Annotated in this window: 19 protein-coding genes; 8 read left to right on the forward strand and 11 right to left on the reverse strand. The window is 68.8% G+C overall.

What is annotated here, in order from left to right:
• Positions 1-65: 65 nt before the first annotated feature.
• The gene (locus tag ACTIFV_RS04360; RefSeq protein WP_439591550.1) at positions 66-1,145 is read left to right on the forward strand and encodes a glycosyltransferase family 4 protein; all 1,080 of its coding nucleotides are present in this window, start codon (positions 66-68) and stop codon (positions 1,143-1,145) included.
• A gap of 7 nt (positions 1,146-1,152) precedes the next feature.
• Here ACTIFV_RS04360 and ACTIFV_RS04365 read toward each other — a convergent pair whose 3' ends face one another.
• Positions 1,153-2,262 carry a glycosyltransferase family 2 protein gene (locus ACTIFV_RS04365; RefSeq protein ID WP_439591551.1) on the reverse strand — a complete coding sequence of 370 codons (1,110 nt, stop codon included), beginning with the start codon at positions 2,260-2,262 and terminating at the stop codon, positions 1,153-1,155.
• 130 nt (positions 2,263-2,392) lie between these two features.
• Here ACTIFV_RS04365 and ACTIFV_RS04370 point away from each other — a divergent pair, with 130 nt between their 5' ends.
• Genes ACTIFV_RS04370 through ACTIFV_RS04385 form a run of 4 tightly spaced genes read left to right on the forward strand, consistent with a single transcriptional unit; the run spans position 2,393 to position 7,389 of the window.
• The gene (locus ACTIFV_RS04370; protein WP_439591552.1) at positions 2,393-4,420 is read left to right on the forward strand and encodes an acyltransferase family protein; all 2,028 of its coding nucleotides are present in this window, start codon (positions 2,393-2,395) and stop codon (positions 4,418-4,420) included.
• A 49-nt stretch (positions 4,421-4,469) separates the two neighbouring features.
• Positions 4,470-5,609: a DegT/DnrJ/EryC1/StrS family aminotransferase gene (locus ACTIFV_RS04375; protein ID WP_439591553.1), complete on the forward strand. Its 1,140-nt coding sequence runs from the start codon at positions 4,470-4,472 to the stop codon at positions 5,607-5,609.
• Positions 5,606-6,274: a hypothetical protein gene (locus tag ACTIFV_RS04380; RefSeq protein WP_439591554.1), complete on the forward strand. Its 669-nt coding sequence runs from the start codon at positions 5,606-5,608 to the stop codon at positions 6,272-6,274. Before ACTIFV_RS04375 ends, ACTIFV_RS04380 begins: the two co-directional genes overlap by 4 nt.
• The gene (locus ACTIFV_RS04385) at positions 6,271-7,389 is read left to right on the forward strand and encodes a TDP-N-acetylfucosamine:lipid II N-acetylfucosaminyltransferase (RefSeq protein WP_439591555.1); all 1,119 of its coding nucleotides are present in this window, start codon (positions 6,271-6,273) and stop codon (positions 7,387-7,389) included. Before ACTIFV_RS04380 ends, ACTIFV_RS04385 begins: the two co-directional genes overlap by 4 nt.
• 24 nt (positions 7,390-7,413) lie before the next feature.
• Here ACTIFV_RS04385 and ACTIFV_RS04390 read toward each other — a convergent pair whose 3' ends face one another.
• The 7 genes from ACTIFV_RS04390 to ACTIFV_RS04420 all read right to left on the reverse strand — a co-directional run bounded on the left by ACTIFV_RS04390 (position 7,414) and on the right by ACTIFV_RS04420 (position 15,525).
• Positions 7,414-9,204, reverse strand: coding sequence for an ABC transporter ATP-binding protein (locus tag ACTIFV_RS04390; protein WP_439591556.1), 1,791 nt, complete (start codon positions 9,202-9,204; stop codon positions 7,414-7,416).
• Complete coding sequence (locus tag ACTIFV_RS04395; RefSeq protein ID WP_439591557.1) at positions 9,201-10,397, reverse strand: hypothetical protein; 1,197 nt, start codon at positions 10,395-10,397, stop codon at positions 9,201-9,203. Before ACTIFV_RS04395 ends, ACTIFV_RS04390 begins: the two co-directional genes overlap by 4 nt.
• Positions 10,394-11,563, reverse strand: coding sequence for a glycosyltransferase (locus ACTIFV_RS04400; RefSeq protein WP_439591558.1), 1,170 nt, complete (start codon positions 11,561-11,563; stop codon positions 10,394-10,396). The genes ACTIFV_RS04395 and ACTIFV_RS04400 overlap by 4 nt, the downstream gene beginning before the upstream one ends.
• Positions 11,564-11,576: 13 nt before the next feature.
• A complete protein-coding gene (locus ACTIFV_RS04405; RefSeq protein WP_439591838.1) occupies positions 11,577-12,572 on the reverse strand; it encodes a Gfo/Idh/MocA family oxidoreductase in 996 nt (331 codons plus the stop codon).
• Positions 12,569-13,669, reverse strand: coding sequence for a DegT/DnrJ/EryC1/StrS family aminotransferase (locus tag ACTIFV_RS04410; protein ID WP_439591559.1), 1,101 nt, complete (start codon positions 13,667-13,669; stop codon positions 12,569-12,571). The genes ACTIFV_RS04405 and ACTIFV_RS04410 overlap by 4 nt, the downstream gene beginning before the upstream one ends.
• Entirely contained in the window at positions 13,666-14,271 is a 606-nt protein-coding gene (locus ACTIFV_RS04415; protein ID WP_439591560.1) for an acyltransferase, read from the reverse strand. The genes ACTIFV_RS04410 and ACTIFV_RS04415 overlap by 4 nt, the downstream gene beginning before the upstream one ends.
• Positions 14,272-14,355: 84 nt before the next feature.
• Positions 14,356-15,525: a glycosyltransferase gene (locus ACTIFV_RS04420; protein ID WP_439591561.1), complete on the reverse strand. Its 1,170-nt coding sequence runs from the start codon at positions 15,523-15,525 to the stop codon at positions 14,356-14,358.
• A 148-nt stretch (positions 15,526-15,673) separates the two neighbouring features.
• Between ACTIFV_RS04420 and ACTIFV_RS04425 the strand changes: the two genes are divergently transcribed.
• Genes ACTIFV_RS04425 through ACTIFV_RS04435 form a run of 3 tightly spaced genes read left to right on the forward strand, consistent with a single transcriptional unit; the run spans position 15,674 to position 19,228 of the window.
• Positions 15,674-16,576 carry an ABC transporter permease gene (locus ACTIFV_RS04425; protein ID WP_439591562.1) on the forward strand — a complete coding sequence of 301 codons (903 nt, stop codon included), beginning with the start codon at positions 15,674-15,676 and terminating at the stop codon, positions 16,574-16,576.
• A complete protein-coding gene (locus ACTIFV_RS04430; protein ID WP_439591563.1) occupies positions 16,573-17,307 on the forward strand; it encodes an ABC transporter ATP-binding protein in 735 nt (244 codons plus the stop codon). Before ACTIFV_RS04425 ends, ACTIFV_RS04430 begins: the two co-directional genes overlap by 4 nt.
• Before the next feature lies 1 nt (position 17,308).
• On the forward strand, positions 17,309-19,228 hold the full coding sequence (locus ACTIFV_RS04435) for a DUF6541 family protein (RefSeq protein WP_439591564.1): 1,920 nt from the start codon (positions 17,309-17,311) through the stop codon (positions 19,226-19,228).
• Here ACTIFV_RS04435 and ACTIFV_RS04440 read toward each other — a convergent pair.
• The 3 genes from ACTIFV_RS04440 to ACTIFV_RS04450 are packed head-to-tail and all read right to left on the reverse strand — an operon-like array spanning position 19,183 to position 22,761.
• Entirely contained in the window at positions 19,183-19,602 is a 420-nt protein-coding gene (locus tag ACTIFV_RS04440) for a DUF2304 domain-containing protein (RefSeq protein WP_439591565.1), read from the reverse strand. The genes ACTIFV_RS04435 and ACTIFV_RS04440 overlap by 46 nt on opposite strands.
• The gene (locus ACTIFV_RS04445; RefSeq protein ID WP_439591566.1) at positions 19,602-20,306 is read right to left on the reverse strand and encodes a glycosyltransferase family 2 protein; all 705 of its coding nucleotides are present in this window, start codon (positions 20,304-20,306) and stop codon (positions 19,602-19,604) included. The genes ACTIFV_RS04440 and ACTIFV_RS04445 overlap by 1 nt, the downstream gene beginning before the upstream one ends.
• 55 nt (positions 20,307-20,361) lie before the next feature.
• A complete protein-coding gene (locus ACTIFV_RS04450; RefSeq protein WP_439591567.1) occupies positions 20,362-22,761 on the reverse strand; it encodes an FG-GAP repeat domain-containing protein in 2,400 nt (799 codons plus the stop codon).
• Positions 22,762-22,809 lie beyond the last annotated feature (48 nt).

Raw genomic sequence — 22,809 nt, forward strand, 5'->3', positions numbered from 1 at the left:
GCTCCCAGTGTAGGCAGGCGCCGACCACGCCTCCGTCGTCTGCTGGGTAGAGTGATGCGGTGCGGGTGCTCATCGTCACTACCTGGTATCCGAGTGTCGCGAACCCTGTCTCCGGCATCTTCGTGCGGCGCGATGCTGAGCTCCTCGCAACCGAGCACGACGTGAGGGTGCTGCACCTCGCATCCCCCGAGCTGATCTCCGATGCAGACGCTGCGGCGGATGCGGCGTCGGTCGTCCCGATCACCCGCGTGCCGATGTCGACCTTCGATCCGCGCGCCATCCGTCGCGCGTGGTCTGCCATCGCGCCGATGCTCGAGCGCGCGGAGATCCTCCACACCCATGCGTTCAGCACGCTTCTGCCGTTCGCCGGACGACGAGTCGAGAAGCCGTGGGTGCATTCCGAGCACTGGTCCGGGATCGCCGATCCGCGGACGCTCTCATGGCGCGGACGCCTCGTGCTCTCGGCGACCGGACGCCTGCTGCGCCGCCCCGACGTCGTCACGGCCGTGAGCAGCTACCTCGCCGATCGCGTGGGACGGTTCCGCCGCGGCAGAATCATGATCGTCCCGTCGGTCGTGCCCGCCGCGCCGCTCGTCGCACCGCCGCACGACCCGGACCACCTCCGGCTCGTCGCGGTGGGCGGACTCGTGCCGGGCAAGGATCCGCTCCTCGCCGTCGAGACGGTGCGTGAGCTCGTGCGGCGCGGCCAGCCGACGACACTCGCATGGGCGGGCGACGGCCCGTTGCGCATGAGCCTGGAAGCCGAGGGAGGCGACAGCGTGCGCCTCCTGGGCGCTCAGGACGCCCGCGGAGTCGCGGCCGCCCTCGACGGCGCCGACATCTTCGTGCTGCCCACCGTCGGCGAGACCCTGTGCCTCAGCGCGCTCGAGGCCATCACGCATGGCCGCCCCGTGGTGATCGGCGACCGAGGCGGGCAGCGCGACTACATCGAGGACGCCAACGGCCGGCTCGTCCACGATCGCACGGCCGTCGCCTTCGCCGACGCGGTCCAGGACGTGTGGAGCCGACGCCGCGAACTCACGCCCGAACGCGTCGCGGCGACGATCGGCACGCGATTCCAGCCGGCATCCATCCGCGCGGCGTACGACGCCGCTTTCACGGCCGCCCGCCAGGAGAAGCGCTGAGGGTCCGTCAGGCCCGGCGCGACGCGGCGACGACGTCCTCCGCGACGCGTCGTCCGGCGTACAGCGACCGCAGCGGGGCATGGCGGTGCAGCACCCGCAGGGGGTTCACCGTCATGAGCGCACCGTAGGAGAGGTATCGTCCGCGACCGCCGGTCGCGGCGGCGACCTTACGGCCGTCCGCGGAGGCGTCCAGTGCGACCGAGATGGCACGTCGATCGCGCACCGCGAGCAGACCGACGACGCCGGGGGCCCAGGCCTGCAGCCGCCTCCACGCTGATGCCAGGAAGTCGCGGTCGCGCTCCGGGAGACCCGCCGGGGTGACGCGTCGAGCGACGCCTCCGACGAGATAGACACGCACGATCCTCGCCGCCACCGCCCGTCGGGCGGCCGGAGTCATCCGGGCGAACACCTCGTCCTGCTCGATGAGATCGAGATACCCGAAGTCGTCGGCGAGCGCCCCCCCGGCGGTGGTGACCCGGTCGGTCTGATCGTCCCACTCGATGTATGCGGGTGCGGTGGGGTCGAACGCCACTGATGCGCCCGAGAACCACAGGTGGAGTCCGAAGATCTGGTCCACACCGCGCGGGAGGCCGGTCGTGAACCTCAGTCCGGGAAAGGATGCCATCCGGACGAGTCCCAGGGGGGCGACGCGCTCGAAGAGTCGATCTCGGTCGCCGTCCAGACTCCGGACCCGGTGCCGGCGCACACGCGGGGCCGGGACGGCGCCGCCCGACTGCCGGAGGATCGGCGCGACGACGACGTCAGCCGCTGACTCGTCCGCGAGGCGGGCCCAGGCGTCCAGTGCCCCGTCCGCGAGTTCGTCGTCCGACCCGATGAGCGACATGAATTCCGCCTCGACGCGATCGAGCGCGAAGTTGAAGGCGTTGGCCGGCGAACGCACACCGTCGGCGAGGCCGAGAACGCGCACGCGGCTGTCGCCGGACAGTGCACCGAGCCTTCGGGTGATGTCGTCGATGCCGACGTTGTGCGCGACGACGGTGACACGCAGGTCCACCGCATTGCGCAGCGCCGACGCGACAGCCCGCTCGACCGGGCGGGAAGCGTTGTGCACGCACACGATGGCCTCGACGCGGGGCCGTGCGATCGCAGCATCCATCGATCCCGATCCTATCCGCGGAGGTCGTGCCGCCGCCGCAGAGGAGTCGATGCGCACCCGCCTAGGATTGACGGTGCCCGTGCGCGCGCTCCTGCGCGTCCGCCCCCTCCCCTGGCCCTCGGGAAGCTCAGTGACCGACTCCGCCCCCCGCACGCGCGGGTTCCGCACCGACGTGCAGGGACTTCGGGCGGTCGCGGTCGGTCTCGTGCTGCTCTACCACGCCGGCGTGCCTCCCTTCGCCGGCGGATACATCGGAGTCGACGTCTTCTTCGTGATCTCGGGGTTTCTCATCTCCAGCCATCTGCTCGAGATGATCGAGAGGGACGGTCGCATCGACTTCGCGCGCTTCTACGCGCGCCGCGCCCGACGCATCCTCCCCGCCTCGCTGACGGTCGTGATCCTGACCGTGATCGCCCTCCTTCTGTTCGCTCCCCCGCTCGCTCTGCCGCGGTCGCTCGGGGACGCGGTCGCCACCGTGCTCTACGTGCCGAACATCCGCTTCGCCATTCAGGACACGAACTACCTCGCCGACCACTCGGCATCGGCGTTCCAGCACTACTGGTCGCTGGGCGTGGAGGAACAGTTCTACCTCCTCTGGCCGCTGGTGCTGCTCGCGGCAGCGCTCTTGGTGAGGCGTCGGCGCGCCGCCGTCGGGATCGCCGTCGCGCTGATCGCGCTCGGCAGTCTCGTCGCCTGCATCGTGCTCACTCCCGTCCAGCAGCCGCTCGCCTTCTTCCTCCTCCCCACGCGCGCATGGGAGCTGCTCGCGGGCGCCCTCGTCGCGACCACCGTCCTGCGGCGGCAGATCCCGCTGCCGGCGTGGCTGATGGCCGCGGGGGGATGGCTCGGGTTGGCCGCCGTCCTCGGCGCCGCCCTGGCCTTCGACGACGGCACGGCCTTCCCCGGCTCGGCCGCCCTCGTGCCGGTCATCGGAACGGCGCTCGTCATCCTGTGCGGCACGGGCACGCCCAAGGGCGGCCCCGCTGCGGTGCTGTCGCTGAGGCCGATGCAGTTCATCGGGCTCATCTCGTATTCGCTGTACCTGGTTCACTGGCCGCTCCTGATCGTGCCGCAGATGGCCTCGGACGGCGCGCTCACCTCGTCGCTCGGCATGCGTGTGCTGCTCGGGATCGTTGTCGCGATGCCCGTAGCCGCGCTGCTGTACTTCCTCGTCGAGGGTCCGGCGCGCCGTACCCGGCGTCTCGCGCGCCCCCGCGCGGCGCTCGGCGCGACGGCGGCCGTGACCGTCGTCCTCGCGCTCGCGCTCGGCGGAACGGCCGTGTGGTCCGCGACACGACCGCTCGCCGGAGCGGACGAGGCGCGATCTGCTCCCGCGAATCCCGTTGCTCCGCCGCCGGTCGTCTCCGCCGTGCCGTCGAACCTCTCCCCCTCGCTGCGCGCCGTGGCCGAGGACGTTCCCGACGTCTACCCGGCGGGGTGCCACAACGATCCCGCGACGGCGACCGTTCAGGACTGCGTCTTCGGGACCCCGGACGCGGACTTCCGCGTCGCCGTCTTCGGCGATTCCCACAGCGGGCAGTGGCTCCCGGCACTGCAGCGGCTCGATGAGAGCACTCCGATGTCGATCGCGACCTACACCAAGAGCTCCTGCCCCGCGGTCGATGTCACGGTGCTCCTGCGCAACACCGCCTACGTCTCGTGCGACGAGTGGCGAGGTGCTGTCATGACACGTCTGCTCGCGGCGCCTCCGGATGTCGTGGTCATCTCGAGCTACGCCGGGCAGCAGCTCGAAGGCGTGTCCGACGCGGACGCGAGGCTGGCCGCCTGGTCGGAAGGACTCGCCCGGACCGTCGGCACGCTGAGAGCCGCCGGGATCGGTGTCCTCGTCATCGCCGACACTCCGCGCTTCGCCGCCGACCCGACCGAGTGCATATCTCGGCACCTTGCCGACGTCGACGCGTGCGCAGGCGTTCGGGCAGAGGTGCTCGACACCGCCCAGTCGGCCGCCGAGAAGGCGGCGACCGAGGCATCCGGGGGCGTGTTCCTCGATCTGACGCCCTACATCTGCGACGACATGACGTGTCCGGTCGTCGTGTTCGACCTGCTCACCTATCGAGACGTCAACCATCTGACGGCGAGCTTCACGCGATACCTCGCGCCTGCACTCTCACCCGCCCTCACCGCCGTCGGGCCGTGACAGCGGTGAATGGTCCCGGCCGACGTGCGCCGATGCTTGAATTGGTCGCATGAGTTCTGCTGATCCCGCGTTCACGGAGCCGCTGCACGTCGGCCGGCCGAATATCGGAGATCCCGACACGTTCCTGCGCCTCGTAGAGGGGGCGCTCGACCGTCGCTGGTTGTCGAACGACGGCCCGCTCGTGCGCGAGCTCGAAGCCCGGCTGGCCGATCTGCTGGGTGTGAGGCACTGCGTCGCGATCGCGAACGGGACGATCGCACTCGAGATCGCGATCCGTGCGCTCGGGATGACCGGCGAGGTGATCGTTCCGTCCTACACGTTCGTCGCGACGCCGCACGCGCTGCGGTGGCAGGGTCTCACGCCGGTGTTCGCGGACATCGACCCCCGCACGCACGCGCTCGATCCCGATTCCGTTCGACGCCTGATCACACCCCGCACCACCGGGATCATCGGCGTCCATCTCTGGGGTCGCCCGGCGCCCGTCGACGAACTCGCGCAGATCGCGCGGGAACACGATCTCCAGCTGCTGTTCGATGCGGCCCACGCGTTCGGGGTCTCGGTCGGCGAGCGGATGGTCGGATCGTTCGGTCGCGCAGAAGTGCTGAGCTTCCATGCGACGAAGTTCTTCAACACGATCGAGGGAGGCGCCATCATCACGGACGACGATGGCGTCGCCGAGTCGGCCCGGCTCATGCGCAACTTCGGCTTCGCCGGCGAGGACCGCGTCGTCTCCGACGGAACGAACGGCAAGATGAGCGAGATCAACGCCGCGATGGGGCTGGCGAATCTGGGCACTCTCGACGAGCTGATCGAGATCAATCGGCGCAACTACGATGCGTACGTCGCGGAGCTCTCCGGCATCCCGGGGATCTCCGTGCTTCCTGTCGGCGAAAACGGCCGCAGCAACTTCCAGTACGTCGTGATGCTGGTCGGCCCGGATTGCTCGGTCAGGCGGGACGAAGTGCTGGCGAGCCTGAGGGAGAACAACGTCCTCGCGCGACGGTACTTCTGGCCCGGCTGCCATCGCATGGAGCCCTATCGGACGCTCTACCCGGGTGCAGCGGCGCAGCTGCCGCAGACGGAAATGATCGCGGATCAGGTGATCGTGCTTCCTACGGGGATGAGCGTCGACCAGACTGCGATCGGCGCGATCGCGGGCATCATCCGCGATCGCACGAGTCGCATATGACCGCGCGCGACACGCGTCTGCTCTACATCTTCGGTGCGGGCGGACACGGGCGGGAGCTCGGATGGCTCGCACGCGAAGCTCTGCCGGGCATCCGGCTCATCCATGTCGTCGACGACGTGAGATACGCCGGCGGTGTCGTGAACGGGGTCCCTGTCCAGGACATCGCATCCATCACGCCGTCCCCCGACTCCGCGTTCGTCGCGGGGGTCGGCGACATCGCGCTGCGGCGACGAGCTGTCCACGCGCTGGAGGAGATCGGGCTCTCGGCGGCGGCCCTCGTCCACCCTCGAGCCGACGTCGGTCCGACGGTCACAGTCGACGAGGGCGCCGTCCTCTGCGCGGGCACCGTCGCGACCGACCGGGTGCACCTGGGCGCCCACTCGGTCGTCAACATCGGATCGACACTGTCTCACGACGTCACGCTCGCCCCGTTCGCGACCATCTCGCCAGGGGTGCACATCGCCGGCCACGTCGAAGTGGGCGAGGGCGCGTTCCTCGGGATCGGATCGTCCGTCATCAACGGACGCGCGGGCGCACCACTTGTGATCGGGGCGGGGGCCGTCGTCGCGGCGGGCGCGGTGGTCGTCGCCGACGTCGAGCCCGGTGCGATCGTGGGAGGCGTACCCGCGCGCCCGCTCGGCGGTCGCGGCGGTTCGCGCTCATGAGGATCGCGCACGTCATCCCGGACTCCCCCTTCCTGCCGTTCGTCACGGATGTCTTCGAGTCGGCCGCCGCGGGCCGCAACGTGTTCGTCGTCTACGCCGCGAAAGGTGATCTGTCCCGCCACGGCATCCCCTCCTCGGTCCCTCTCGAACTCGTCACGGTCGACGACGAGGGCTCTGCGCGTGCTGCCGAAGTCGTCGCGAACAGCGACATCGCCGTCCTTCACAGCGTGGGGGTGTTCGCCGCCAAGGCGCTCCTCGCAGCGCCGGCCGGCACCCTGACGGTGTGGAGCGGGTGGGGCGGCGACTATTACGGCTCGCGCTGGTCGGCGATGGCCGGACTCCTCGATCCGCTCACCCGCGCGTACGACCGCAGCCGGCTGTCGCTCGCCGGCAAGGCTCACCAGCTCTATCGACGAGCGCGATCCGCACCCATCCTCCGAGCCGCCGCCGAGCGCGCCGATGTCTTCTCCGCGCCGATCCCCGACGACTTCGATGTCTTCCGCAGCCGGTTCGCGGGCTTTCGCGGGCGCTATGCGCAGCTCAACTACGCCAGCGTCGAAGACACGTACGCGGCCTCCGGCCCCGTCGGTTCGGGCGACGACATACTCGTCGGCAACTCGGCGACGATGCCCAACAACCACCTCGACGTGTTCGACGTGCTCGCGCGGGTGCATGTTCCCGGTCGACGCATCGTCACTCCGCTGAGCTACGGCGACCGCCTCTACGCCGATGCGGTGACGGCGCGAGGGCACGCCCTCTTCGGCGCCGACTTCGTGCCGTTTCGGGAGTTCATGCCCCTGCACGACTATCAGGCGGTCATCGCGGACTGCAGCACAGTGGTCATGGGGCACCGCCGTCAACAGGCGATCGGAAACGTCGCCAGTGCCCTGTGGAGCGGTTCGCACGTCGTGCTGCACGACGCGAGCCCGCTTTTCGCTTTCCTTCGACGACAGGGAGCCGTCGTGAGCGGCCTGTCGGAGCTCTCGGGATCGGCTCAGCCTTTCGCAGGGCGGGTCTCCGACGACGAACTCGCTCGGAATCGTGCTGTGCTCACCGCATTCTGGGGTCGCAACGTCGTCCTCGACAACATCCGCGCGCTCGTCGACCCCTCCTGACGCCCCTCCGCGCGTGGGATCCCGTCATCCCGAGGGGTCGGCCAGACCGGCGAGAGACGCTTGGATCGCGAACTCCGGCACCGTCGCGACCAGTTCGTCGAATGTCCCCTGCGCGACCACCCGGCCGCCGCTCATGAAGAAGATGCGATCGGCCCCCTTGATCGTCGCGAGGCGGTGCGCAACGAGAACCGTCGTCGTGGATCCGTGCAACTCGCTGATCGACTGGGTGACGGCCGCCTCGGTCGCCGTGTCGAGCGCGCTCGTCGCCTCGTCCATCACGAGCACGAGCGGGTCGACGTAGAGAGCCCGTGCGATGCCCAGACGCTGACGCTGGCCGCCCGAGAGGGCGAGACCGCGCTCGCCGACGCGCCCGGTGATGCCGCCGACCCGCGACTGCACCGTTTCGAGCATGTGCGCTCGTGCGAGCGCGCGTGTGACGCGCGCGGCGTCGTAGTCCGAGGTCCACACGAGTGCGACGTTCTGCGCCACCGTCGCGTCGAAGAGCGAGACCTCCTGGGGCACGTACGCGACCCGCGACCTCCACGCGGCTGTGAGCGACGTCAACGGCACGCCGTCGATCGTGATGGCTCCCGTCGTGGGTTCGATCAGCCCGAGAAGAAGATCGACCATCGTGGACTTGCCGGCGCCGGATGCCCCGACGAAGGCGACATTCGCTCCGAAGGGGATCTCGATGTCGATCTGCTCCACGGCCGGGTCGGCGTCCACGTCGTAGCGGAAGCCCACGTTGTCGAAGCGGATGACGGAGGGATGCTCGGGAAGCGGCCGCGCATCGCGTCCGGCGAGCCGGGCCGCCACGCCGTCCGCGTGGTCGACCTCCTCGACGACCGCCTGAGCGTGGGGCGCGCTGACGTTCAGCTGATTCAGCACTCCCTGGAAGCGCACGACGGAAGGTGCCATGCGGAACCCCGCGAGACCGAAGAGGGCAACGGCTGCAGCAGCGCCCGGAAGCCCTCCGGTCACGAAGCCGACGACTCCCACGATGACGATCCCGCCGATGATCGCGGCATCCAGGGTGTAACGAGGCACCTGCCCGAGGAACTGGGCGTTCGCCCGGGCTCGGGTCGAGTGCCGTCGGTTGTCGCGGACGACCTGGGCGACGTCCGAGACCTTGTCGCGCAGCGTGATCTCTTTCAGGGCGCCGATCATCTCGGTCACCAGCCGCGACGACTTCAGCGAGTACCGGAGCGCGACCAGGCCGGCCTGCCGGGTGCGCCGCGAGATCTGAAGATTGAGGAACAGACCGATCAGCCCGAGGTAGACGAGCGTGACCGCGCCGATGAGGGGCTGTGCGACGGCGAGCACGGTGAGCAGCGTGAGGAAGTTGAGCGCCTCGCCGATGAGCGACGCCCCAGGCAGCACGAAGCCCGAGATCGTCGTCGCGACGCTGGAGTCGGTGATGCGGACGAGATCCGAGGAGTTCCGCTTCAGCCGCTCCGTCCACGGCGAGTTGGCGAAGCCCGAGAAGACGCGCGACCCGAGTTCGAGTTCGTAGGTGGCGAACCGCCGCGTCGCGAACCACTGGAGCACGAGAGCAAGGACGCTCTTGAGCACGATCAGAGCGCAGACGACGATGAGAGGCCCCAGCGCATTCGTCCCCGAGACCGTGCCGAACACCGGGAGTTCCACCGCCGTTCCACCGATGAGGGGCGAGAGCACGACCGCGAGCAGGGCCAGCGCCGCACCGTCCATGATCGCGAGCAATCCCTGGAGGGTGGCGTAGAGCACCAGGAACCGCCGGGCATCCGCCGGCAGGATGGCCAGCACCCGACGGTAGAGCGCCCAGTTCTGCTTCATCGCCCGCGCTCCGATGCCGAATCGTCGATCGCGGCCAGGAAGGCGCGCCCCTCGGCTTCCGCGTTGAGCTCTCGAGCCGCGGCGTCGGAACGGCTCTTCATCTTCACGATGTCGTCCGTCGTGAGTGCGGCCAGCGCCGCCTCGAGGTCCGATCCGGCGAACCCCGGAACGACGACTCCGGTCTCGTACCGTCGGACGATGTCGGCCATTGCAGGGCTCTCGCCCACGACGACACCCAGCCTGCCCTGGATCGACTCGAAGAACTTGTTGGGAAGCGCGTAGACCACATTGACCCCCGTGGGTGGGTAGAAGATGATCTCGAGGTCGTACTCATTGATGTATCGGGCGATCTCGCGCATCGGAGCCGGCGGCACGATGCGGATCCGGTCTCGAGCGGGATGCTCGTCGATCATCGTCTGAAGCTTGTCGGTCACGATCGGATTGGGCATCAGCATGAAGGTCATCGTGAAGCGCTCCGGGAGCGTTCGCATGGCTTCGAGGATCTCGAGGTATCCGCGGCCCCACGAGGCTAGTCCGTGGAAGAGGAGGCGGACCTCGTCCCCGCGCACCGCGCTCGGCCGCTGGTCGACGAAGGGCGGGATGTTGCGCACGACGGCAGGGGCCGCGACGGCGAACTCGTCGACATAAAGACTGCCGATCTGCTCGTTGACCACCGACCGGGTCGCGAAAGCCCCACTGCCAAGGCCGCTTCTCACCCAGCGGTAGTGGTGGCCGGTCAGACGACCGCCCAGCGTGTACCGTCGCACATCGGGCTTGTGGTACTCGTGGATGTCCAGGTGCAGGTGCGCGCTCAGCGCCGCCGGAGTGAAGTCCCGGCGATCTGCCACCCACGGCGTGAACTCGTACTCGTTGAACACCACGAGTCCGTATGCGCCTCGACGGATCTGCTCCACGCATTCCGCCGGGACCCGATCCGTCAGCAGCCGCCGGAACCGCATCCGACGCGGCGCGAGCGCGTGAATGAGCAGAGTGCCCCACTTCGTGAGCAGCCAGGGCCGAGGCTCGGCCAGCTCGAAGTGGTCGGCGACGACGGGCGCGGGATGCCCTCCCAGGCCGAGCGTGTCGACGATCCACCCATCTGAGGTCAGCCAATCGATCTGTCGACGCACGCGCGGGTCGGACTCGATCCGGGAGTACGAGATGACGAGAGCGCGTCGCGGGGAGTCGCTCACGGGTTCCCTCCGCTCGTCGACAGGATCCGATCGATCGCGAGGCGCCAGCGGGTACTCTCCTGCTCCGCCGAGACGTCTGCCGCTATGGCCGACGAACGCGCCTTGAGAGCATCGACGGCCGCCGGGGTCAACGAATCGAGCGCCGCCACGATGGCCTCCACGTCGAAGTCGTCCGTCACGATCCCCACGCCGAGGTCCGTCACGAACCGTCCCATTTCCGGGGATGGGCCGACGAGCAGCGCGAGACGCGCCTGGATGTAGTCGAAGACTTTGTTGGGCATCGCCCAGCGGTAGTTGAAGTTCGTCGGGGGAAGGACGAACACCCCCACGTCATACGCGCGGAGCGTGTCCATGAGCTGCGCGTAAGGGACGGGATCGTGCAGCGTCACACGGCCGCCCGACCCCTCGGCGAGGAGCCTCAGCCGCTCGACGTACGCGGGGGTGTTGCGGGTGAGGAAGAGATCGAGTGTGACCGGCGCCGTCGAGCGGGTGACGGCCTCGATCGTGTCTTCGAGACGTCGCGCCTCGAGACCGGCTCCCGAATGGACGAGCCGGATCGGGGTGCCGGTCGGCGTCGGCGCCGCGTCGACATACGGCGCGGCATTGCGCACGAGCTCGGCACGGATCCCGAACTCCTGCTCGTACTGCCGCGCGAGGCCCTCGCTCACGGTGGTGACAGAATCCGCCCGTGTGACGTGACGCCGCACGACCCATCGCACGATCGGAGCGATACGGCGATTCCACGCCGCCACTTCTTCGCGCTGTCGCGTCGAGTACTCGTGCAGATCCGCATGAAGGCCGATGCGGGCGACCTTGCGTCCGATCGGCACCGTCTCGTAGTCGTTCGCGAGGACGACATCGAATGAGCGCCCGCGCAGGGCTCGGTTCGTCCACCTGACCGCTTCGGTCGTCCAGTAGGCGAGGCCGCGAAGGCGGGCCCGGACGAACACGGCGTTCCGAGCACTCGCCCGTGCGTCGTCCGGGATGCGGATGTGCTCGACGACCCCCTCCGGGCGGTCACCGTATGCGCACGTCGTGACGTCGAAGTCGTCCCGCAGGAGCGCGACCTGCTTCAGCACCCGGGCGTCCGAGACGATCGGCGTGAAGCTGAGGATCAGGAGGCTGGGCCGCCCGCCCGGGCGATGAGCCGAAGGCTCCCCGCTCACGTGGTCGACTCGCTCACGGGGCGTCCACCGCCACCGACGAACCGGCGCGCGCTGACTCGAGGGCCGCCTCGACGACGGCGAGCGTGCGGAGGCCCTGCGCCATCGTGACGACGTCGCTCGGCTCGCCGAGCACGGCGTCGCGGAACGCCTCGTGCTCGACACGCAGCGGCTCACGCTTGGGGAACGCGTAGCGGATGACGTCCCCCTCGGAGACACCGCGGAAGACCTTCATGGACTCCCACTCGAGGGGCACGGTGCCGTTGGAGTGGAACGTGAGGTCGCCCGTCGAAGTATCGGCGACGAACGCACCCTTCTCACCCGTCACGACGGTGACGCGCTCCTTCATCGGGCTGAGCCAGTTGACGAGGTGGTTGACGATCACGCCCGATGCGAGGCGGCCCGTGACGGCGATCATGTCCTCGTACTCGCGGCCGCTCTTGAACGTCGTCTGAGCGAACACGTTGACGTAGTCGCTCTGCGCGACCCACGCCGTCAGGTCGATGTCGTGGGATGCGAGATCCTTCGACACGCCGACGTCGGCGATCCGCGACGGGAAGGGGCCCTGCCGCCGTGTCTGGATCTGATAGACGGATCCGAGTTCGCCCGCCTCGAGGCGACGGCGGAGTTCCTGGAGAGCGGGGTTGAAGCGCTCGATGTGGCCGACCGCACCCACGAGCCCCGCGGCGTCGAACGCTGCGACCATGCGCTCCCCCGCCTCGACGGTGTCGGCGATCGGCTTCTCGACGAGCGTGTGGACGCCCGCGCTCGCGAGCTTGAGCGCAGCGTCCTCGTGGTAACGAGTCGGCACCGCGACGACCGCGATGTCGACGCCCTCGGCGATGAGCGCATCGATGTCGGGAAGGATGCTGAGCTCGCCCGCGACGCCGTGCGGATCGCCACCGGGATCGGCGATCGCGACCAGTTCGACGCCATCGAGCTCGCGAAGGACGCGAGCGTGATGGCGACCCATCATCCCGACGCCGAGAAGCCCTGCACGCAACGTCATCAGGCACCCGCTCCCGCGACCGCGTTCACGGCCGCGACGATGCGGTCGAGGTCGACCTGCGTGAGCGACGGGTGCACGGGAAGAGACACGACCTCGCGCGCCGCGACCTCGGTCAGCGGAAGATCGAGGCCCGGCGCATACGGAGCGAGCGACGGCAGCCTGTGGTTGGGGATCGGGTAGTACACGCCGCTGCCGACCTGGTGCTCGTCCTTCAGTGCCTTCACGAATCCGTCACGGTCGTCCGCGACCCGGATCGTGTACTGGTGGTAGACGTGGACGGCGCCCTGGGCGACCGGCGGGACGACGACACCGGAGAGGTTCGCGTCGAGGAACGCGGCGTTCGCCTGACGACGGGCGGTCCAGGCATCCACCTTCGTCAGCTGGACGCGGCCGATCGCCGCGTGGATGTCGGTCATGCGTGCGTTGAAGCCGACGACCTCGTTCTCGTACTGGCGTTCCATGCCCTGGTTGCGCAGGAGCTTGACCCTGCGTGCGAGTTCGGGTGTCGCGACGGTCACCATGCCGCCCTCACCGCTGGTCATGTTCTTGGTCGGATAGAGCGAGAACATCGCGAAGTCGCCCCACGTGCCCACCGGCCGCCCGTCCAGCGCGGCGCCGTGCGCCTGCGCCGCGTCCTCGTAGAGCGCAACGCCGCGCTTCTCGGCGATTGCCGACAGCTCGCGCAGGCGCGCGGGGTGCCCGTAGAGGTGGACGGGGAGGATGCCGCGGGTCTTCGACGTGATCGCGGCTTCGACCGCGACCGGGTCGAGCGTGAAGGTCTCGGGCTCGATGTCGACGAAGACCGGGGTCGCTCCCGTCAACGCGACCGAGTTTCCCGTCGCCGCGAACGTGAACGAGGGCACGATGACCTCGTCGCCGGGGCCGACGCCGGCGGCGAGCAGCCCGAGGTGGAGTCCTGACGTGCCGGAGTTCACGGCGACCGTCGGGCGACCCTGCACGAAGTGCTCGGCGAACTCGCTCTCGAAGGCGGCGACCTCGGGGCCTTGCGCGACCATCCCGCTGCGAAGGACCGCGTCGACGGCGGCGCGCTCGTCGTCACCGATGATGGGCTTGGCGGGGGGGATGAACTCCAGAGTCACGGAGCAACCTCTCTCAACAGTCCGTCGACCTCTTCGTAGGAGTCGTCGGAGACGGGGCAGTACCAGCGACCGTCGCGCTCGGTCAGCGGGTGGCCGGAGCGGCCGACCCATCCGATCCTGCGCGCAGGCACGCCGGCGACGAGTGCGTGGGCGGGCACGTCCTTGACCACGACGGCGCCGGCCGCGACGGTCGCCCACTCGCCGATGGTCACGGGGGCGACGCAGGTGGCGCGCGCGCCGATGGATGCGCCGCGCTCGATCGTCACGCCGACCGGCTCCCAGTCGTGCGCGCTCTTGAGCGTGCCGTCGGGGTTGATCGCACGCGGATACGTGTCGTTCGTCAGAACGACGGCGGGGCCGATGAAGACGCCGTCTCCAAGCTTGGCGGGCTCGTAGACGAGTGCGTAGTTCTGGACCTTGCAGTTGTCGCCCATGACGACGCCGGTGCCGATGTACGCCCCCCGCCCGATCACGCAGTTCTCGCCGAGGACGGCGTCCTCGCGCACCTGGGCGAGGTGCCAGATCGAGCTGCCGGCACCGATCGCAGCCGAGGGAGAGACATCCGCGGTATCGACGATGCGGACATCAGAAGAGTGGGACACGTCAGGGCTCCTTGCGCAGGCGGATCTCTGCCGCACGCGGTGAGAAGTCTATCGGGGGCTCGGCTGTGCGCCTGCCGAGGAAGGTCAGCGGGTTCGACCGCGCGAGCGCGACTCGCCGATCTGATGCAGGATCGCTGCGCACCGCCGGGCGACGGCCGCAGCCGACACGTTCCGTCGCGCCCAGTCGGCGATGCGCGATCTGGTCGCGTCGTCGGGATCGGCGGCGGTGGCTTCCACGAGTGCGTCGGCGACGGCTGCGGCGTCGTACTCCCGACTCCAGCCGAGTCGCTCCTGCGCGATGAGGGAACGGACGGGGTCCGGACCTGCGTACAGCACGGGGGTCCCGACGGACATGGCCGAGTACGCCTTGGTGGGAACGGCGAAGTCGTAGCCGATGCGCGGCCGCAGCGCGCACAGCGCGACGCGCGCGGCGCGGAGGCGACGGGCCGCACGCGCCGCAGGCTCGGACGGCGCGAACGTGACGAGATCTGCGACCCCGAGATCGTCGGCGAGCGCCTGCAACAGCGCCCATTCACCGCCTTGACCGATGAAGTCGATGCGTACGTCATGGCCGGCCGCGCGTGCGAGGGCGAGCGCCTCGACGAAGATCGTCGCCCCATGCCATTCGCTCGCTGTGCCGACGTACACCGCATGCGCGAGACCCGGCAGGGGCGTCGATTCGGGGTCGAAGACGGTCTCGTCGACGCCGTGCCCGACGACCTCCGTGTGCGCTCGGGGAGCGAGTCGCGCGATCTCCTCCGCGACGCCGTCGGACACGGCGAGGCAGACGGCGGCGCCCTCCATCGCGAATCGCTCCATCCGGCGCACGACCCGCAGAACGAGGTCGGAGGCGCCCGTCGACGCGGCAGCGAGAGACCAGACGTCCGCTGCGTAGTAGACGTAGGGCGTGCGGCGCAGAGCGCAGGCGATGCGCTGGAAGAAGCCCGTCGTGGGCGGCGGTTCGACGACCACGACGTCGGAGCGCGGCGAAAGCAGCGTGCGGAAGAACGCCGGCGCATCGAAGCTCAGGTACGGCAGATAGCCACGCACGTACCCGGCGCGATCTCGTAGCACCGGCCAGCGTGACACGCGGACCCGTGGAGCGGTCGACACGGCCATGTCGCGGGGCGGTCGGACCGTTCTCACCAGGACGTCGTCGCCCTGCGCCGCGAGTTCGTCTGCGAGCACGCCGAGACGCTGCGAGGCGGCAGCAGGCTCGGGCGCGAAGATGCGCGAGACGATGGTGATCCGCATGACCACTCGATCCTAGGCGGCGGGCCCGTCGAGCCCCCCATCCGAGCCGGACCAGGGCGTCGCGGGCCGACGCCTGACACGCCGAGGATTCCCAGGCCCTGGCCCCTAGACTGTAGGGGTTTGTCCCCCGCAGACCCGGAGCCACCCCTTGACCCAGTCCTCAGATCTGTTCGCGAACGTGCCGCGGACGGAGTTCGAGACCCCCGGCCGCAGCCGTGGGCTGCTCGACGCCCTCCGGTGGCACTATCTGCTCCGGCTGCTCGTGCGCACCGGCGTCACGACGCGATACCGCAACTCGGTTCTGGGATGGACGTGGTCGTACGTGCGGCCGGCCGCGCAGTTCCTCGTCTTCTGGGTCGTCCTCGGGCTCTTCCTCAATCTCGAGCGCGGCATCCCGAACTACGCGATCTACCTGTTCTCCGGCATCGTGGTCATCAACCTGTTCAGCGAGGCCTACAAGAACGCGACGACCTCGATCGTGGGCAATGCCGCACTCGTGCGCAAGGTGTATCTGCCCCGACAGCTCTTCGCCGTCTCGGCGGTGTTCGTCGCCTTCGTCCACTTCCTCCCGCAGGTCGGACTGCTCCTGGTGGTGTGTCTGTTCCTCGGCTGGATCACCCACATCTCGCTGCTGTCGATCCTTGCGGTGATCGCCGCGATCGTGATCGTCCTGATTTTCGCACTGGGACTCGGCCTGCTCTTCGGGGCCATGAACGTGCGCTACCGCGACGCCGAGAACGTCGTGGAGCTGCTTCTCCTCCTCGCCACCTGGGCATCTCCCGTCCTCTACTACTGGACGATGGTGCGCGACGCATTGGAGACGCTGGGCTGGCCGGCGTGGGTGCTCGAGATCTACCTCCTCAACCCGATCACGCAGGCGGTGGAGCTCTTCCACTACGCCTTCTGGTATCCGGTCACGACGGCGGATCTGCCTCTGCCTCCCGATCTCGCGATGAACACGCTGTGGACGCTGTTGATCGCGCTCGTCACGCTCTTCATCGGGCAATCGGTCTTCCGCCGCCTCGAGGGAAGGTTCGCCCAGGATCTATGAGCACCGTCACCGACCGCCCCAGCATCATCGTCAAGGAGGTCCGAAAGGACTTCACGCTCAACCACGCGTTCTCCCTCAAGGACACCGTCGTCTCGTGGGTGCGCCGTCGCAAGACCACGAGCACCTTCGAAGCGCTCAAGGGCGTCGATCTCGTGATCGGCGAAGGCGAGTCCGTCGCGATCCTCGGGCTGAACGGGTCGGGCAAGTCGACGCTGTTGAAACTCGTGTCCGGCGTCATGCAGCCCGACGCCGGAGAAGTGCTCACCCGCGGTCGCGTGGCAGGTCTGATCGAGGTCGGGGCAGGCTTCCACCCCGAATTGTCTGGTCGTGAGAACGTCTTCCTGAACGCGGCGATCCTGGGCATGAGCCGCAAGGAGATCGAAGCACGGTACGACGAGATCGTCGCCTTCAGCGAGATCGAACCGTTCATCGACCAAGAGGTCAAGCACTACTCCTCCGGCATGTTCATGCGGCTCGCCTTCGCGGTGGCGATCCACGTCGAACTTGACGTCCTGCTCGTCGACGAGATCCTCTCCGTGGGCGATGCGCCCTTCCGCGAGAAATGCCGCGTCAAGTTCGAAGAGCTGATCGCGGCGCGCAAGACCCTCGTCGTCGTGAGTCACGATCTGGACATGGTTCGGGAGCTCTGCACCCGCGGCATCGTGATCAGCAAGGGCGAAGTCGTCTTCGACGGCGACATCCTCGAGGCGACTGCCCTCGTGGACAGCTGACATGGGCGGCTGGTTGTCCGCATCCGGCGCGATCGCGGTCGCCGTCGCCATACTGCTGCTGCCCGGCCTGCTCTTCGGACTTGCGTTGCGCCTGCGGGGGCTCGCGCTCTGGGCGCTCGCGCCCGCAGCATCGATCGTCATCCTGACCGGCGTCTCGCTCCTCACGGGGCTCGCGGGCATCCCCTGGCGGCCGTGGGTCGCAGTGACCGGCGCCGTCGTCGTGGCGGCGATCGCCTTCGCCGTGTGCCGTGTGCTGCGCCTCGGGCGTGTACCTGTCGAAGCGAAGACAGGATCGGCATTGGTGTGGACCGGCATCGCCATCGGCGCGGCTCTGACGACGGCCCGCATCGGGCTGTACATCGGAGCCCCGGACGCGATCTCCCAGACGAACGACGCCAGCTTCCACTTGAGCGCGCTCCGCTTCGCCGTCGAGACGGGGCTCGCTTCGCCGCTCCAGCTGGCCGAGGTCATCGGTGCGTCGACGTTCTACCCGTCTGCGTGGCATGTGGTGGCCGCTCTCGTCGCACAGGTGGCGATGGTCCCGGTAGAGGTCGCCGCGAACGTGACGAGTCTCGCGATCGTGGCGATCGCCTGGCCGCTCGGCATCGGGTACCTCGCACGGGCGACCGCAGGACCGGTCGCCGGTGCCGTCGCAGCCGCGCTCTCCACAGCACTGACCGCCTATCCGCTGGTCATGATCCAGTGGGGGGTCCTCTACCCTCAGCTGCTCGCTGTCGCCCTTCTCCCGGCGGCGCTCGCGTGCCTCGTGGATCGCAAGGGCCTCTTCGGGGGGCACGGCTCACGCGGAGGAAGGATCACGCGTGTCGTCGTACTCTCGGCGATCGGCCCTGCCGCGATCGCGCTCGCCCAGCCCTCGGTCCTCCTCGCGTGGTGCGCGGGTGCGCTCGCGCTCGCGATCTGGCAGGTGATCGCCGTCGCGAAGGCTCTCGCGCCCCGTGGGCGTGCGCTCGCGGTGGCCGGCCTCGTCGTCGCCGCAGCGGCCACAGCCCTCCTGTGGTGGTTCTTCGGCCGGTCGGTGGGCGTGGGCTGGCCGCCGACGACCGGCAAGGCGACCGCCGTGCTCGAGGTGCTGACGGGCGGGATGCTGGGCTACCCCTGGGCAGTCGGGGTCAGCATCCTCGCCCTGATCGGAATCACGGCATCGCTGCGGCGAAGAGAGCTGCGCTGGATCGCGACGCTGTGGGCGCTGCTGGCCCTCCTTTACGTCGTCGCGGCTGCGATCGGCAGTCCGGCATTGCGCGGCCTGCTCGTCGGCCCGTGGTACGAAGACCCCTACCGGCTCGCTGCGCTCCTCCCCGTCGCGGTCCTCCCCCTCGCCGGAGCGGGGGCGGCGGTGCTGGTCTCGTGGGCTACCCGAGCCATCGGCGCGCGGAGAGCGACCGCGCAGTGGACCGCGATCGCTGTGGTCGGCGCGATCGGGGTGGTATCCGTGGCGGTCGCGCCGCAGATCGCACGGCGTGACGTCTTCGCCCACCGGATCGATCCCAACCTCTACAGCACGACCGCGGAGTCGTTCCTGTCGGTCGACGAACTGACGCTGCTTCGCCGGCTCGACGTGATCCTGCCCGCCGACGCGGTGATCATCGGCAATCCCAGCACCGGCATGGCCTTCGGATACTCCGTGAGCGGCATGAACGTCATTCCGCGCACGTGGACACCGCCATCGGGAGCGGCCTACGCGACGCTCTGGACGTCATTGCGCGATGTCGAGGACGACCCCGCGGTGTGTTCGGCCCTCGAGCACTTCGGGGCGCGATACGTGTTGGACTTCGGGGCCGGGGAGGTGTACCCGGGTCGATGGATCATGCCGGGATTCACAGGCCTCGCCGGTCAGCCCGGATTCGAGCTCGTCGATCAGGAGGGCGAGGCGTCGCTCTGGCGCGTGACCGCCTGCGACTGATCGTCGGCGGTCGCATCCTGCGAACGCGGAACATCCACCCGATGCGCCCGCGCGTCGGCTTCGAGCAGGGCGATCTTGCGTGCGAGAAGCGTGAGCTGACGCTGCAGCGCGAGGTTGCGGCGATACTGCGTGAACACGATGATCAGGAACACGATCACGAGTGCGTACAGCAGGAGGTCCGTCCCGCGGCCGACGCCCACGAGCCGCGCCACCCACGACAGCCACTGCGGGAACAGCACCGACAGGATGGCGGCGATCACGAAGAGCGCGAAGATCATCCGCCGCACCGCGAGATGGCTGTCGCTGCCCGTGCGGCGCATGACGAAGTAGCCGAGGACGATGATCGCCAGGATCAGCAGAATCTGGATCCACATCAGCGGACCACCAGATCGACGAGGATGTTCACGGAGTTGAGCAGGCTCTGACCCTTCGCCTTCGAATAATCGGTGTAGAGGAGCTCCACCGGATACTCCCCCGACGGCAGATGAGTGCGCGCCAATTGCAGGACGATCTCGGTCGCATGCGCCATGCGGTCCTGGGCAAGATGGACGCGTGCCGCCGCGTCCCGCCGGATCACTCTCAGCCCGTTGTGCGCGTCTGTGAGGCGCGTCCCCGTCGTCATGTTCGTCACCCAGACGGCGGTCTTCAGCACGGCCGCCTTCGCCCAACCGGGCTTCGTCCGGTCATCGAGGAAGCGCGAGCCGTACACGACCGCGAGGTCGTCCCGCCGCGCGAGCTCGAGCATCCCGGCTGCGTCCTCGATCCGATGCTGCCCGTCCGCGTCGAACGTGACGATGTACTCGCAGGTCTCCTGCGCCAGCGCGTACTCGATGCCCGTCTGCAGGGCGGCACCCTGCCCCAGGTTGAACGGGTGGCTGACGAGAGTCGCGCCGGCTGCCTGCGCTGCCGCCCCGGATCCGTCGGTCGATCCGTCATCGACGCACACGACGTGCATGAACGACTGCCGCAGTTCGGACACGACACCGCCGATGACGGACGCCTCGTTGTAGAGCGGGATGACGACGTACGCCGTCGGATCGGCGCCGGGGCCCGATACCGCGCGCGACGTGTTGCTCACGCTTCTATTGTGTCAGGTGCGGGAAGGAGTCGCGTGTGGTCCGCGTCCCGGCGGATCAGCCGATCCAGGTCATGCCGCGCCACCCCGTGCCGATCTGCTTCGAACCAGACCAGCCACCTCGTCCGTTGCCCGAATAGAGCAGAAGTGCGCCGGTCGTCGAGCGCGCGAGGACGTCGGTGCCGCCCGTGCCGTCGAAGTCGCCGGGACTCAGCAAGAGCGACAGCGCAGACCACTTCGTGCCTATCCGGGTCGCCGTACGCCATTGACCGGCCCCGTTCGTCGGATAGATCCACAGATCGCCTGCCGTCGTGCGGGCGACGAGGTCGGGCGCCTTGTCGCCATCGAAGTCACCCGCATAGAAGAGCGAGTCGATCGCCCCCCATCGCGTTCCGATGATCTGGGCGTCTGCGGCGAATCCGCCCGCACCGTTGCCCCGGTAGAGCAGGAGATCGCCGTTGGACGAGCGCGCGATGACGTCTATTCGTCGATCGCCGTCGAAGTCGATGCCGCTCGTGACGAGATCGAGCCCCGCCCACCCGCGCCCGATCTGCACGGGCGCCCGGAATGTGCCGTCGCCGTTTCCGGCATGCAGTTCGAAGACGCCCGCAGAGGTGATGCGACCGATATCGGGGATGCCGTCGCCCGAGAAGTCACCCATGGTCAGCGTTCGTGAACCGACACCCCACTGGGCATTCACGACCGTGCTGCCCAGCCACCCACCGCTTCCGGAGCCGCGGTAGAGCACGAGCGCGCCGCCTGACGTGAGTCCGAGCACATCCGGCGCGAGGTCGCCGTCGAGGTCGCCTGCACCGGCGGGGAAGACTCGAACTCCGTTCGGGAGGCCGCCCGATCCCGCAACCCCGACCATGCCCGCCCAGCCGGTGCCCACGCGGACTCCGGGCTTGATCGCGCCGTTGCCGGCCCCTCGGTACATCCACAGTTCGCCGCTCGTGGTGCGCGCCAGGACGTCAGGGATTCCGTCGCCGGTGAAGTCCCCGGGGCTGAACACCGTGGTCATCTTGCCCCAGCCCGTGCCGATGCGCATCGAAGAGCTGAAGCCCCCGCGCCCGTTGCCGAAGAACACCATGAGCTCGGACGCCGCGTTGCGGGTGAGGACATCGGGGAAGCCGTCGCGGTTGAGATCGACCCCGCCCGCGACGAGCGACATCCCCGCCCAGCCCTTCGCGACCAGGACCGGCGCCATGAAGCGACCCGCCGTGGTCCCCCGCCAGAGGAAGAGACGTCCCGAGGGGGCGATGGTGAAGACGTCCGGGATGCCGTCGCCCGAGAAATCGCCGGCCGCCACGACATGCCCTGCCGTGGACCAGTCGACATCCAGCCGCCTCGGCGTGCCGTAGAGCTTGCCGCCATCGCTCGACTGAAGCCACGCGACCCCGGCCGCGTCGATGCTGATCAGATCCCGGCGCCCGTCACCGTCGAGGTCGCCCACCGGGACGATCTGCTTCGTCCCGGCCGGGAGCGTCGTAAGGACGACCGGGTTGCCGAATCGACCGCCCAGGCCGTAGGGATAGCCGCGGACCGTGCCGTCGGCCGAAAGCGCCGTGACGAACTCGGAGCCGTCGATCGAACTCAGCTCCGGCACCTGTCCCGATCCGAACCAGTCCGTGAAGTACTGATAGAAGTTGCGGTTGCCGTACGACGAGCACGCGTTGTTCGCGGCGGCGTAGCCGGCCGCGAGGGCGGCGGCGTTCGGCTGGTACGGCGTGTAGTAGTACAGGTTGGCGGTCGCCTGGTTCTGGATGTAGACCGGCGTGGAGCCGCAGGCCACATTCGGGTGATAGCGAACGTTCCAGGTCTTGCCGGGCGCGTACCACGTGAAGTACTGGCTCGTGCCGGGAGGGTTGGCGTACCGCTTGAACTGCCAGGCCGCGCCGAAGACCTGGTTGAAGAAGCCGTAGTACCTCGTGTCGCAGGCTGCCGTGTCGGGACATCCCTGCCCCATCGCGATCGTGTACCGCGATGTGCTCGGCCAGGTGTGGGTGACGAGCGACTGCTCCTTCTGCAGGGTCGCCAGGATGACCTGCGGATTGATCCCGCAGGCCTGGGCCACCTTGAAGATGATCGTCGAAGCGCGCTCGCGGACTCCGCCGCTGTAGGCCCCGCACATCGCGTCGGCGACGGTCGTGCGCGAGGTGTCGAACCAGTCCTTGAGGCACACGTACCCCGACTGGCAGGACGGGACCTTCCCGACGAGGAAAGCCTGGATCTGCGCCTCGGACATCGAGTTCCTGTCGAAGAACACGGCGTCGCTGATGATGTTGCCGGGCTGGAACTTGGAGAGGTCGGCCGTCTTCACCGGGCCCGAGACGGCCGTGGGCTCCGATGCGACCGACGGCGGCGCGATGAGCCCCGACAGGAGGATGGCGAGCACGCCGAGCACAGCCGCGAGTCGGGTCATGCGAACACGCGGCACGCCCCCCGACGCCTGCCTCATGTGACCAGTGTTGCTGAAGTGACGCGTGAAGTCCAAGATCCTCGCCGA

It is taken from the genome of Microbacterium sp. (assembly GCF_051860965.1).
GTDB lineage: Bacteria > Actinomycetota > Actinomycetes > Actinomycetales > Microbacteriaceae > Microbacterium.

Excerpts from the sequence above, each read along its gene's own strand:
- ACTIFV_RS04390 (WP_439591556.1), bottom strand. The coding sequence starts at position 9,204 with ATGAAGCAGAACTGGGCGCTCTACCGTCGGGTGCTGGCCATCCTGCCG.
- ACTIFV_RS04435 (WP_439591564.1), top strand. The coding sequence starts at position 17,309 with ATGGGCGGCTGGTTGTCCGCATCCGGCGCGATCGCGGTCGCCGTCGCC.
- ACTIFV_RS04450 (WP_439591567.1), bottom strand. The coding sequence starts at position 22,761 with ATGAGGCAGGCGTCGGGGGGCGTGCCGCGTGTTCGCATGACCCGACTC.
- ACTIFV_RS04375 (WP_439591553.1), top strand. The coding sequence starts at position 4,470 with ATGAGTTCTGCTGATCCCGCGTTCACGGAGCCGCTGCACGTCGGCCGG.
- ACTIFV_RS04365 (WP_439591551.1), bottom strand. The coding sequence starts at position 2,262 with ATGGATGCTGCGATCGCACGGCCCCGCGTCGAGGCCATCGTGTGCGTG.
- ACTIFV_RS04440 (WP_439591565.1), bottom strand. The coding sequence starts at position 19,602 with ATGTGGATCCAGATTCTGCTGATCCTGGCGATCATCGTCCTCGGCTAC.
- ACTIFV_RS04430 (WP_439591563.1), top strand. The coding sequence starts at position 16,573 with ATGAGCACCGTCACCGACCGCCCCAGCATCATCGTCAAGGAGGTCCGA.
- ACTIFV_RS04385 (WP_439591555.1), top strand. The coding sequence starts at position 6,271 with ATGAGGATCGCGCACGTCATCCCGGACTCCCCCTTCCTGCCGTTCGTC.
- ACTIFV_RS04380 (WP_439591554.1), top strand. The coding sequence starts at position 5,606 with ATGACCGCGCGCGACACGCGTCTGCTCTACATCTTCGGTGCGGGCGGA.
- ACTIFV_RS04420 (WP_439591561.1), bottom strand. The coding sequence starts at position 15,525 with ATGCGGATCACCATCGTCTCGCGCATCTTCGCGCCCGAGCCTGCTGCC.